Origin of the sequence: Pseudomonas sp. PA1(2017) (genome assembly GCF_001945375.1) — a bacterium.
Lineage (GTDB): Bacteria > Pseudomonadota > Gammaproteobacteria > Pseudomonadales > Pseudomonadaceae > Aquipseudomonas.
Genome location: NZ_MSXU01000010.1, coordinates 424525 through 436249, shown reverse-complemented (window position 1 = coordinate 436249; position 11725 = coordinate 424525). Strand labels below are relative to the sequence as shown.

Genomic DNA, 11725 nt, shown 5'->3' with positions numbered 1-11725 from the left:
GACCCAGGACGGTGAAGATTTCCAAAACCCGATATCCGGTGGATCGTAAGGCTGCTCCGCTTAAGTGAACAGCATTACCGCCTAGGCGGGGTTCTTTTGCAGAAAGCGCAGGTTAGATAACCTGAACTTCCTCAGCTTGCATGCCTTTCTGACCACGGGTGGCCACGAAGGAAACTTGCTGGCCTTCTTTCAGGCTCTTGAAGCCATCGCTCTGGATAGCTTTGAAGTGTACGAACAGGTCGTCACCGGATTGCGGGGTGATGAAGCCGTAGCCTTTTTCATCGTTGAACCACTTAACGGTGCCAGTCTGACGATTGGACATGTGATGTCTCCTAAGAACTAAATAATTAACAGCCCTGGATAGAACCAGGCCGGGACTGAGTGCAACGAGTACTAGGAGTCGGACGATGTTTGGATCGAAATCTAGGCATCATGTAGCGATTCGCGGTGACACATGCAGCACAGTGGGATCACCATACCCGCTTTTTTCGCGAAGTGCGAATGGTCTGTCAGTCTTTCTGCGATTTACTTGCATCGGCGCCTGCGCAAGGGCGTCTCTGCGGGCCGTCGAGAGGCTTTGAACCCAGCTCTTCAGCCCGGTAAGATGCGTGCACTTTTCACCGTAAAGACCTTCAGGACGGCCCCGCCATGAGCATCAAATCGGACAAGTGGATTCGCCGCATGGCCCAGGAACACGGCATGATCGAGCCTTACGTCGAGCGCCAGGTGCGCGGCGCGGACGACAGCCGGGTAATCTCCTACGGGGTTTCCAGCTACGGCTACGACGTGCGCTGCGCGGACGAATTCAAGGTGTTCACCAACATCCATTCGGCCATCGTCGACCCGAAGAATTTCGACGCCAAGAGTTTCGTCGACATCAAGAGCGACGTGTGCATCATTCCGCCGAACTCCTTCGCCCTGGCGCGCACCGTGGAGTTCTTTCGCATTCCCCGCGACGTGCTGACCATCTGCCTGGGCAAGAGCACCTACGCGCGCTGCGGCATCATCGTCAACGTCACGCCGCTGGAGCCGGAATGGGAAGGCCACGTGACTCTGGAGTTCTCCAACACCACCAACCTGCCGGCGAAAATCTACGCCAACGAAGGCGTGGCGCAGATGCTGTTCCTGCAGTCGGACGAAGCGTGCGAAGTGTCCTACAAGGATCGCGGCGGCAAGTATCAGGGCCAGACTGGCGTCACTCTGCCAAAGGCCTGATGGTCGCTGCAGCATGAAAGGAACCGGGCCCGGCCCGGTTTTTTTATGTCTGTTTTTTGCCCGCAAAACCCGCCGATGCTGGGCGCTGCGGCAAATCGCAGGCAAAAAAATGGGCGCCTCATGCGCCCGGAGAAATCAATCGATGCGTAATTTCTGAGTGGTCATGGCAGGTGAAGTTCCCCGATATTTATAGGGCGAACTGTTTACCGACGACAGGTCTACATCTCTATCAGGGCACGCATTGCGTGCCGTTACCTGCTGGAGACTCGCCATGAGCCGATGGATCATCACCTATAGCCGAGACGAAGCTGCCGAAGTCCTCAAGGTGAAAGCCAAGGAAAAACCCAGCCTGGAGCAGGCGGTGACCTGGCTGCTCGAATGGGCTCAAGAGAATCTCGAACCCCTCGAGCCGAAGGAGCAGCCCCACGAGGAGCAGACCCCCGCGGTGCGGCTCGAAGAACGCTTCGGCATCACCATCACCGGCATCGCCAAGGACTGACCGCCCTTCGCTTCACGCCCGTGCGCGCTGCTGGTCGGCCGGCTCTTGCGGCGCAGCGGTACGCCGTTGCAGGGGTTCGACCTTGCGCTGCTTTTCATGCAGAAAACTCAGTACCGCGTGGCGATAGGCGTTGTAGCGTGGGTCATCGGCCAGGGCGATGCGATCGCGCGGGCGCGGTAGATCGATGCTGAGGATTTCGCCAATGGTCGCCGATGGGCCGTTGGTCATCATCACGATTCGGTCGGAGAGCAGCACGGCTTCATCGACGTCATGGGTGATCATCAACACCGTGTTGTGCAGCTCGCTCTGGATGCGCATCACTTCATCCTGCAGGTGTGCGCGGGTCAGGGCGTCCAGCGCGCCGAAGGGCTCGTCGAGCAGCAGCACCTTGGGTTCCATGGCCAGCGCGCGGGCGATCCCGACACGTTGCTTCATGCCCCCGGAAATCTCGTTGGGCCGCTTGTGCAGTGCGTGGCCCATGCTTACCAGCTCCAGATGATGCAGCGTCCAGTCACGGCGTTCGGCCTTGCTCTTGGTGCGCTTGAACACCTTGTCGACGGCCAGGGCGACGTTTTCCTGCACGGTCAGCCAGGGCAGCAGCGAGTGGTTCTGGAACACCAGGCTGCGATCCGGGCCAGGGCCACGTACCTCACGACCATCGAGAATCACCGCACCGCTGCTGGAATCGGTCAGGCCGGCGACGATATTGAGCACCGTCGACTTGCCGCAGCCCGAGTGGCCGATGATGGAGATGTATTCGCCGCGCGCGACGTTGAGGTTGATCTGGTTCAGCACGTGGGAGGTGACGCCGTCACGCTCGAAGTACTTTTCCACATGCTCGATGCTCAGGTAGTGCTTGCTCATGTCTGTCTCCTCAGGCCGATGTGCCGCGGGTGATGCGATTGCCGACGAACAGCACCAGGCGGTCGAGCACGAAGCCGACCACGCCGACGTAGATCAGGGCGAGAATGATGTCGCCGATGCGCGAGGCGTTCCACGCATCCCAGATGAAAAAGCCGATACCCACACCGCCGATCAACATCTCGGCGGCGATGATCGCCAGCCACGACAGGCCCACACCGATGCGCAGCCCGGAAAAGATGTACGGCGCGGCAGCCGGCAGCATGATCTTTTGGAAGTACTCCACGCCGTTGAGGCGCAGCACCTTGGCGACGTTGCGGTAGTCCTCGGGAATGTTGCGGATGCCCACCGAGGTATTGATGATGATCGGCCAGATGGCGGTGATGAAGATCACGAACAGCGCCGAAGGGTGGCTGTCCTTGAAACCGGCCAGCGACAATGGCAGCCAGGCCAGCGGCGGCACGGTACGCAGGATCTGGAACAGCGGGTCGAGGCCGCGCATCGCCCAGGTCGACTGGCCGACCAGCACGCCGAGGGCTACGCCGACCACCACCGCCAGGGCATAGCCGTAAGCCACGCGCTCCAGGCTGGCGAGCAGTTGCCAGGCCATGCCGACATCGGTGCCGCCGTTGTCGTAGAACGGATTGACGATCAGCTCCCAGGTGTCTTCGATGACCTGGCTCGGCGGCGGCAGGGCGGCATTGGCGCCGCTGCACAAGAGTTGCCAGACGAGCATCAGCGCAGCGGTGATCACCAGCGGCGGCAGCACCGACTGCATCAGGTTTTTCGACAGGCGTTTGAGCCAACTGGGGGCGACGACGCCGGCCGGCAGGGCCAGGGATTTGACGGGCGCATTCATGGCGTTTCTCCGGTTAGGCCTTTAGGGCCAGGCTGTCGAGATAGGCTTGCGGGTTTTGTGGGTCGAAGGTCTTGCCGTCGAAGAAGGTCTCGACGCCGCGGGATTTGCTCTGGGGAATCTGCTCGGCGGGCACGCCCAGCTCGGCCGCTGCCTGGCGCCAGATGTCCTCGCGGTTGACCTGGTCGATCAGCGCCTGGCTGTCGAAATCCTTCGGCAGGTAGCCCCAGCGCTTGTTTTCGGTGAGGAACCACAGGTCGTGGCTCTGGAACGGATAGGAGGCGAACTCGCTCCAGAAGCGCATCAGGTGCGGGCTGTTTTCAACCACGCGGCCGTTGCCGTAATCGAAGTTGCCCTGCAGGCGCGCCAGCAGGTCCTTGGCAGGCGCGCCGATCCAGCGGCGCTTGGCGCAGATTTCCGCGACCTGCTCCTTGTTGGCTGCGGCTTCGCAGAACATCTGCGCTTCCATTACCGCCTTGAGCAGGGCACGGGTCGCGTTGGGATTGGCGTTCACGTAGTCGGCGCGCAGCGAAAGGGCTTTTTCCGGATGGTTGGCCCACAGCTCGCCGGTGGTCACCGCGCTGTAGCCGATGTTCTGGTTGATCAACTGGGCGTTCCACGGCTCGCCGACGCAGAAGGCATCCATGCTGCCGACTTTCATGTTGGCGACCATCTGCGGTGGCGGGATGACCACGGTCGGCAAATCCTTGTTCGGCTCGATGCCGCCAGCTGCCATCCAGTAGCGCAGCCAGAGGTCGTGGGTGCCGCCGGGGAAGGTCATTGCCGCAGCGATCTTCTGGCCCTTGGCCTGCTTGGCGGTGACCGCCTGTTTGAAGGCGCTGGCATCGGTACCGAGCTTGAGATCCTGGTATTCCTTGCTGATCGAGATGCCCTGGCCATTGAGGTTCAGGCGCGCCAGCAGGACCATCGGCAGCGGCGTGTTGTTGGTGGTGATCGTGCCGGCGGCCATCAGGTAAGGCATCGGCGTGAGGATATGAGCGCCATCGATACCGCCACTGCCGGCACCGAGTACCAGGTTGTCGCGGGTGGTGCCCCAGGAGGATTGCTTGAGCACTTCGACGTCGGTCATGCCGTGCTTGGCGAACAGCCCGAGCTCCTCGGCGACGAACAACGGTGCGGCATCGGTGAGCGCGATGAAGCCGAGCTTGGCCTTGGTGGTTTCCAGGCCATCGGTCCCCGCCGCCCAGACCGCGCTGCTCAGGCCCGCCGGCAGCATGCTCATCAAGGCGCCGCCGCCGAGCAGCCCCATGGACTGCTTGAGGAAGGTGCGGCGTGGCAGGCCGGTTTTTTCGTCGGCGGCGCGTGGCGTGTCGTCCATCTCGTTCTCCCCAAAAAGCACGCATAAAAAAACGGCGTCACGCTCATGGCAGCGCTGTGCTGCATCGAGTGTGGACGCCGTTGTCCAGGAATTCGGATTGTGGAGGGGCAGAGCCTGCCCTCTCGCTTGGGATATAGCAGGTTGCATGCCAGCCATTGCTTCGCCGAATTCAACGACCAGGCGGTCACCGCTGAACAGTGTGCACCGGCGTATTAACTGATTGAGCGGGAAGGCTTTTCGGATCGCTTTGGTTAGGTCACGCACAATCACGCAGCATGGGAACGATCATTGTGATCGCACAGCAGCGGGGCGCGGTGCCTCTTCAGTGCGCGGCGCAGGTGCATGTGGAGGGTGACCCGTAGCCTGGGGTTGAGCGAAGCGATACCCAGGATGGATTTCCGAATTGGCGCTGGCTTTGTGGCGCAAACCGCGTCCCGGGCATCGCTACGCTCAGCGCCGGGCTACTAACTAGGTAGGGTGGATGACGCTCTTTTCATCCACCATTGCGATCGCAGAGCGGTGGACGGGTCGGGCCGCGTAGGTGAAGCGTCGTCCACCCTACAGAAAGCCGCTTGCGCCACGTTGTAGCCATTGCTGCATGGCACTCCAGAGGCGCGAGGCCATGCTCAGCCGACAGCCGCCGCTCGCTCAGCTGCGCCGGCCCTTGTCCGCTCGCGGCTTTTCCTGGGCCTTGCGCGCCGCAAAACTGAGCAAGCTCTGGGCGACATCGACCAGGCGCATGTTGCGCTCCATGGCCGATTGACGCAGGCGGGCGTAGGCTGCGTCTTCGCTCAAGCCGTAGTCGGTCATCAATAGCTTCTTGGCGCGTTCGATCAGCTTGCGCTCGTTTAGGGTTTCGCGGGTTTCCTGCAGCTCGTCGCTGACCTGCTGCAGGCGCTGATTCTGCTCGTGCAGGAGGTCCAGTACCGAGCGGGCCAGGTGATTGCCCACGGCGTTCTGAGGCGGGGCGTCGAGGGTGCTGCTGTGCACACTGAACAGCAGCGCCTGATCGCTGCCGGCATCCATCTGCGCCACGCGGCCGAGTAGGGCGCGATGGTTGTCCAGGTCGGCGTGGGCTTCGGCGATGCTGCGTCGGCAGCGTTCGAGCAGGCATTGGGTCAGGTGGCTTTCCACCTGTTTCATGGCGTCGATGCGCCTGGTGTTGAGTTCGAACCACAGCTCGCACAAACCCGGATCCACCTGGGCGATGGCCGAGGTGCGCTTGGCGATTCCGCGCAGGCTGCTCACCTGGGCAACCGTGTCGGTGCCGAGAATCTGCTGCCACAGGGCATTGGCTTCGTCGCCCGCAAACTCGCCGAAGATGTCGAAGCAGCGCTCCTGGCCTTCCTGCAGGTGCAGCAGGCGAGCCTGCAATTCATCGTCGAAATGCCCGCGGGAGAAGCCTTCGACGCCGACCGCGCGTTCCTGGCCAGCGAGTTCCTTGCCCTGCATGAAGTTGAACAGCGCCACCAGAACGCGGGTTATGCCGGGCTCGGCAGCGGTGTCGGCCGCCTCGAAAACCACCGCCAGCAGCCCGCCGATCAGGCGGGTGAAGGCCTGGGTCGCCTGCCTTGGGGACAATTGCCGTTCGCGGATGCGCCGACGCAGCCCGGGCAGTTCCTCCAGGCCATGCAGCACGTAGGCGATGCGGTTGAACAGGCGGGCGCGGTCGGCGGCAGTGGCCTGGGCGGTGTCGATGGATAGAAAGCAGTCGTGCACCTCGCGCTCTACGGCGGCAGAACCCGCACTGTGCGCATCAAGTTGGTGCAGGTAGTGATCCGTCTGGTTGCCCAGATAGACGTTCGAGTAGCCGCGCTCCTTCTGCAACTGGTGCACCAGTTGGCTGATCCGGGTGACCAGCTCGCAGGTGACGGACAGGCTCTCCAGGCCCTGCAGCTCGCAACGGCGGGCGGCTAGCATGAAGCGCAGGGTGGGGGGCATCTTGTGATCAGGCATGGGAACGTCTTGTTGGTCGCAGTGTTGAACCACAACGGTGCAAATAGCAGTCCAGTTCTGGCGCGGTGCAGCCAATCGGGCAGGCAAGGGCGCGTTACGACGGCCCTTTGGGATCAACCTCGAGGGTACGGCGTGCCCGTCCTTATGCTGATTTCAGGCGCTTTGCACCTGCAGCTGTTCAGCGGCCAGGATGGCGGCGCCGACCACGTCGCCGATCACCAGGATGGCCGGGCTTTTCAGCTCGAATGCCTGGGCGTCGTCGGCCATTGCCTGCAGGGTGCTGCGGCATTCACGCTGATCGGGTAGGGAGGCGTTCTCGATCATCGCCACGGCGGTGTGCGCGACCATGCCGGCATCCAGCAGGTGTTGGCGGGTGTCGGCCAGGGTGGCGATGCCCATGTACACCACCAATGTCGTGCCACTGTGGGCCAGCGCCTGCCAGTTGGGCGAGCTGCCGTCCTGGGTGTGGGCGGTGACCAGCGTCACCCCGCGGGCCACGCCGCGCAGGGTCAAGGAGATACCGCAACGCGTCGCGGCGGCGAGACCGGCGGTAATGCCATTGACGATCTCGCACTGCACGCCGCGCGCGGCCAGCCAATCGGCCTCTTCGCCGCCACGGCCGAAGATGCACGGGTCGCCGCCCTTGAGGCGTGCCACCACCTTGCCCTGGCGGGCATAGCGCAGCATCAGGCGGTGGATGAAGGCCTGGGGCGTCGAGCGGCAGCCGCCGCGCTTGCCGACGTGAATTACCCGGGCGCCGGGGCAGTGCTCCAGGACCTGCGGATTGACCAGGTCGTCGATCAGCACCACGTCGGCCAGACCGAGGGCGCGTACCGCCTTGAGGGTGAGCAGTTCCGGGTCGCCGGGGCCGGCGCCGATCAGCCATACGCTTGGGTTCATCACGGTAATCCTCATGGTTCGGGTCGATCTGATCTGCGTCAGGCTTCGAGGGTCTTTAGCGCCAGCAGGCGTTTGATTTCCGGGACGCAGGAGCCGCACTGCGTGCCGCAGCCAAGATTCTGTTTCAGTGCGTTGAGGTCGCAGCCGCGTTCGATGCCTTCTCGGATGGCTGCCTCGCTGACGTTCATGCAGGTGCACAGGGTTTTGCCGGTGCGGGTCGTGGTCTGCCCGGGCGGCGACTCCAGTGGTGCCAGCAGCCAGCGCCTTAGGGCGCGACCGGTGTCATCGTCCAGCGAGGTCTGGTTTTGCCAGAGCTCACGCAGCCAGTTGCGCGCGCGGGTTTCGCCGCTCAGGCAATAGCCGGTCAGGCGGCCTTTTTCGATGCGCACCCGTTTGTGAATGGGCATGCAGCCCTGTTCATCGCGCGGGTCGTCGTAGCGCGTCACCGGACCATCGCTCAGGCTCAGGCGCTCGTGCAACTGATCGAGCAGATCCGCTGCAGGGGCGTGATGATGGGCGGCGCGCAGCACCAGCGCCGGCGTCTCGCGGCCGACCAGGCCGAAGCTGGCGTAGGCGAAGCTGTCGCACAGCGGGCGCAGGGCCTCCAGGCGCTGCTGCACGTCACCTTCGATCAGCGCCTGGAGGGTCCAGGGCAGGTCGATGGCCTGTACTTCGATGCCGGCATGCTTGAGCTCGGGTTGTTTGGACAGCGCATCGAACGCCGGCAGGGTCAGGGCGTTGATGCCCAGGCCCTTGAGAAAACGGTCGCCCCAGTGCATGGGCAGGAATGCCTGGCCTGGTTGCAGGCTGGCATCGGCCTGTACGCGCACCACCAGTGCGCCGCGGCGGCTACGTACTTCGACCAGTGCGCCGTCCTGCAACTGCCGCTGCGCCATATCCTGGGGATGCAGGCCCAATAGCGGTTCCTCGACATGGGCGAACAGTCGTGATGCAGTGCCTGTGCGGCTCATGCCGTGCCATTGATCGCGCAGCCGACCGGTATTGAGCGTCAGTGGATAGCGCGCATCGCGTCGCTCCCTGGGCGGTTGATAGGCCTCGGCGATAAAGCGTGCCCGGCCGCTGGCGCTCGGGAAACGGCCATCGCCGTAGAGGCGCGGCGTACCGGATTCGGCGCCCTGGGGAAACGGCCATTGCTGTGGGCCGCGGGCTTCCAGTAGACCGTAGCCTAGCCCGCTCAGATCCAGATCGCGTCGGCGGGTGAGCACCTTGTATTCCTCGAACAGCTGCTCGGCAGTGTGGAAGGCGAAGTGCCCGGACGGTACGCCAGGCAGCCTGGCTTCCAGAAGCCTTGCGAAGTCGCAGGTGATCGACCAGTCCGCCCGCGCTTCGCCAGGTGCCGGCACCGCACGGCGCACACGGCTGACGCGGCGCTCGGAGTTGGTCACCGTGCCTTCTTTCTCGCCCCAGCTGGCAGCGGGCAGCAGCAGGTCGGCGAAGCGGCAGGTTTCGGTGGTAGAGAAAGCCTCCTGCACCACCACGAACGGGCAATCACGCAGGGCCTGATGAATCTTGTGCTGGTCGGGCATCGACTGGGCCGGGTTGGTGCAGGCGATCCACAGCGCCTTGATCCTGCCGCTGCCGACAGCTTCGAACAGCTCGATGGAGCTGAGCCCCGGCGCCCCCGGTAACTGGTCGACGCCCCAGTAGGCGGCGACCTCGGCGCGATGCTCGGGGTTGGCGACCTCGCGGTGGCCGGGCAGCAGGTTGGACAGGCTGCCGGTCTCCCGTCCGCCCATGGCATTGGGTTGGCCGGTCAGCGAGAAGGGGCCGCTGCCAGCCTTGCCGATCTGCCCGGTGGCCAGGTGCAGGTTGATGATCGCGGCGTTTTTCGCGGTGCCGGCGGTGGATTGGTTGACGCCCATGCACCACAACGACAGGAAGCGCGGCGAGCGGCCGATCCAGTCGGCGCAGCGCCGCAGGTCTATCTCGCTGATCGCACACAGCTCGGCCGCGCGTACGGGTTCGTATTCGGCAACCAGGCTTTGCAGCGCGTCGAAGCCTTCGGTATGCGCTTCGATGAAGGCGTGGTCGATGCGCCCCTGTTCCAGCAGCAGGTGCAACACGCCGTGCAGCAGCGCCACATCGCTGCCGGGGGCGATGGCCAGATGCAGGTCGGCCAGCTCGCAGGTGTCGGTGCGCCGCGGGTCGACGACGATGACCTTCATCTGCGGCTTGCCGGCCTTGGCGGCTTCCAGGCGACGAAACAGGACCGGGTGAGCATAGGCCATGTTGCTGCCGATGATCAGCAGGGTGTCGGCTTCTTCGATGTCTTGGTAGGAGCAGGGCGGCGCGTCGGCACCCAGGCTGCGCTTGTAGCCGACCACCGCCGAGGACATGCACAGGCGCGAATTGCTGTCGATGTTGTTGGTGCCGACCAGGGCGCGGGCCAGCTTGTTGAACGCGTAGTAGTCCTCGGTCAGCAACTGCCCGGAGATGTAGAAGGCGACGCTGTCCGGGCCGTGCTCACGGATGGTTGCGGCGAACACATCGGCGGCGTGATTCAGAGCGCTGTCCCAGTCCGTGCGAGTGCGGCCCAGGTTCTTGCCCAGGCGCAGTTCAGGATACAGGGCGCGGGCGGCGAGGTCGCCGGTCAGGTGCAGCGAAGCGCCCTTGCTGCACAGTTTGCCGAAGTTGGCCGGGTGCGTCGGGTCGCCGCTGACGCCGAGGATGCGTTCGCCATCGTGCTCGATCAGCACGCCGCAGCCGACGCCGCAGTAACAGCAGGTCGAGGCGGTGGTCTTTGTGGCGCGGTCGTTCATCAGGCTGCTCCCTGCAGAGGCAGCGGTTCGGCAGGCACGGTCGGTGCCTGGCTGGCCGCGGCTGCTTCGCCGAACATCAGCAGGTCGCGGATGGCGGCCACATTGCGGCCTTCGCGGATCAGTTGCAGATACCAGGCGCCATCAGCGGTATCGCCGTACAGGCAGGCACCGACCAGTACGTCGTTCTTCAGCACCAGCTTGCGGTAGCTGCCGGTGGTCGGGTCGTCCAGGGTGATGCGCTGGGTGCCCGGGCCACCGGCGAAATCCCCGGCGGAAAACAGCTCGATGCCGGTGACCTTGAGCTTGGTGGAGGTCAGCGAGCCGAGGTAGCGACGATAGCCCTGCATGGCCAGGTGGCTGGCGCACACGCGGGCCTGCTCGAACAGCGGCGCCACCAGGCCGTAGGCGACGCCCCGGTGGCTGACGCATTCGCCCACCGCGTACACACGTGGGTCGAAGCTCTGCAGTGTGTCGTCGACCAGGATGCCGTGAGCGCACGGCAGGCCGGCGCGCTGGGCCAGTTCGATATTGGGGCGAATGCCGGCGGCCATCACCACCAGGTCGGCCGCCAGGCTCTCGCCATCGCTGAAGCGCACGGCGCTGACCCGGCCGGCAGCATTGCCGATGAGTTCGCTGGTCTGTTTGCCAAGCGCGAAGTGCAGGCCGCGGTTTTCCAGCGCCGCCTGTAGGAGGCGCCCGGCGCGCTCGTCGAGCTGGCGCTCCAGCAGGGTCGCGCCGTTATGCACCACGCTGACGTCCATGCCACGTAGCTTGAGACCGTGGGCCGCTTCCAGGCCCAGCAGGCCACCGCCAATCACCACCGCGCGGCGGTGTCGGTTGGCGCTGTCGAGCATGAGGCGGGTGTCGGCGATGTCGCGGTAGCCGATTACGCCGTCCAGCGTATTGCCGGGGATTGGCAGCATGAACGGCCGCGAGCCGGTGGCGATCAGCAGGCGGTCGTACGCGGCGCGGCTGCCGTCATCGGCGATCACCTGGCGGCGGACGCGGTCGATCTCCAGTACCTTGCGGCCCAGGCGCAGTTCGATGCCGTGGTCGGCGTACCAGGCGAGGTCGTTGAGCACGATGTCGTCGAAGGTCTGCTCACCGGCCAGTACCGGCGAGAGCAGGATACGGTTGTAGTTGGGGTGCGGCTCGGCGCCGAACACGGTGATGTCGTAAAGGTCGGGGGTAATCTTCAGCAGCTCTTCGAGCGTGCGCACGCCGGCCATGCCGTTGCCGATCATCACCAGTTTCAAGCGTTTCATCCGCGACCTCCGTTTAGCTGACCCGGGCCAACGTGGGGCCGAAAAAAAGGCGTC

The 11725-nt window shown here is 64.2% G+C and carries 10 protein-coding genes; 2 read left to right on the top strand and 8 right to left on the bottom strand.

Annotated elements, in window-relative coordinates:
• Positions 1 to 112: 112 nt before the first annotated feature.
• The gene (locus tag BVH01_RS16495) at positions 113 to 322 is read right to left on the bottom strand and encodes a cold-shock protein (RefSeq protein WP_003245585.1); all 210 of its coding nucleotides are present in this window, start codon (positions 320 to 322) and stop codon (positions 113 to 115) included.
• Positions 323 to 648: 326 nt separating this feature from the next.
• Here BVH01_RS16495 and dcd point away from each other — a divergent pair, with 326 nt between their 5' ends.
• Entirely contained in the window at positions 649 to 1215 is a 567-nt protein-coding gene (dcd, locus tag BVH01_RS16490) for a dCTP deaminase (protein WP_013792448.1), read from the top strand.
• Between the two features lie 271 nt (positions 1216 to 1486).
• Positions 1487 to 1714 carry a hypothetical protein gene (locus tag BVH01_RS16485; protein WP_075931370.1) on the top strand — a complete coding sequence of 76 codons (228 nt, stop codon included), beginning with the start codon at positions 1487 to 1489 and terminating at the stop codon, positions 1712 to 1714.
• Between the two features lie 12 nt (positions 1715 to 1726).
• Here the strand turns inward: BVH01_RS16485 and BVH01_RS16480 are convergent, their stop codons facing one another.
• From BVH01_RS16480 to BVH01_RS16450, 7 genes are all read right to left on the bottom strand, one after another.
• Entirely contained in the window at positions 1727 to 2578 is an 852-nt protein-coding gene (locus BVH01_RS16480; protein WP_075931369.1) for an ABC transporter ATP-binding protein, read from the bottom strand.
• 10 nt (positions 2579 to 2588) lie between these two features.
• Positions 2589 to 3434: a nitrate ABC transporter permease gene (gene ntrB / locus BVH01_RS16475; protein WP_075931368.1), complete on the bottom strand. Its 846-nt coding sequence runs from the start codon at positions 3432 to 3434 to the stop codon at positions 2589 to 2591.
• Positions 3435 to 3447: 13 nt separating this feature from the next.
• Positions 3448 to 4770, bottom strand: coding sequence for a CmpA/NrtA family ABC transporter substrate-binding protein (locus BVH01_RS16470; protein WP_075931367.1), 1323 nt, complete (start codon positions 4768 to 4770; stop codon positions 3448 to 3450).
• Between the two features lie 648 nt (positions 4771 to 5418).
• Complete coding sequence (locus tag BVH01_RS16465; RefSeq protein ID WP_075931366.1) at positions 5419 to 6726, bottom strand: nitrate regulatory protein; 1308 nt, start codon at positions 6724 to 6726, stop codon at positions 5419 to 5421.
• 153 nt (positions 6727 to 6879) lie between these two features.
• Positions 6880 to 7626: a uroporphyrinogen-III C-methyltransferase gene (cobA, locus tag BVH01_RS16460; RefSeq protein ID WP_075931365.1), complete on the bottom strand. Its 747-nt coding sequence runs from the start codon at positions 7624 to 7626 to the stop codon at positions 6880 to 6882.
• 38 nt (positions 7627 to 7664) lie between these two features.
• Complete coding sequence (locus tag BVH01_RS16455; protein ID WP_371915608.1) at positions 7665 to 10409, bottom strand: molybdopterin-dependent oxidoreductase; 2745 nt, start codon at positions 10407 to 10409, stop codon at positions 7665 to 7667.
• Positions 10406 to 11671, bottom strand: coding sequence for an NAD(P)/FAD-dependent oxidoreductase (locus BVH01_RS16450; RefSeq protein ID WP_075931363.1), 1266 nt, complete (start codon positions 11669 to 11671; stop codon positions 10406 to 10408). The genes BVH01_RS16455 and BVH01_RS16450 overlap by 4 nt, the downstream gene beginning before the upstream one ends.
• Positions 11672 to 11725: the final 54 nt, after the last annotated feature.

What these genes read in the sequence shown, in the direction of transcription:
- BVH01_RS16495 (WP_003245585.1), bottom strand. Translation starts at nt 322, where the DNA reads ATGTCCAATCGTCAGACTGGCACCGTTAAGTGGTTCAACGATGAAAAA.
- dcd (WP_013792448.1), top strand. Translation starts at nt 649, where the DNA reads ATGAGCATCAAATCGGACAAGTGGATTCGCCGCATGGCCCAGGAACAC.
- BVH01_RS16485 (WP_075931370.1), top strand. Translation starts at nt 1,487, where the DNA reads ATGAGCCGATGGATCATCACCTATAGCCGAGACGAAGCTGCCGAAGTC.
- BVH01_RS16480 (WP_075931369.1), bottom strand. Translation starts at nt 2,578, where the DNA reads ATGAGCAAGCACTACCTGAGCATCGAGCATGTGGAAAAGTACTTCGAG.
- ntrB (WP_075931368.1), bottom strand. Translation starts at nt 3,434, where the DNA reads ATGAATGCGCCCGTCAAATCCCTGGCCCTGCCGGCCGGCGTCGTCGCC.
- BVH01_RS16470 (WP_075931367.1), bottom strand. Translation starts at nt 4,770, where the DNA reads ATGGACGACACGCCACGCGCCGCCGACGAAAAAACCGGCCTGCCACGC.
- BVH01_RS16465 (WP_075931366.1), bottom strand. Translation starts at nt 6,726, where the DNA reads ATGCCTGATCACAAGATGCCCCCCACCCTGCGCTTCATGCTAGCCGCC.
- cobA (WP_075931365.1), bottom strand. Translation starts at nt 7,626, where the DNA reads ATGAACCCAAGCGTATGGCTGATCGGCGCCGGCCCCGGCGACCCGGAA.
- BVH01_RS16450 (WP_075931363.1), bottom strand. Translation starts at nt 11,671, where the DNA reads ATGAAACGCTTGAAACTGGTGATGATCGGCAACGGCATGGCCGGCGTG.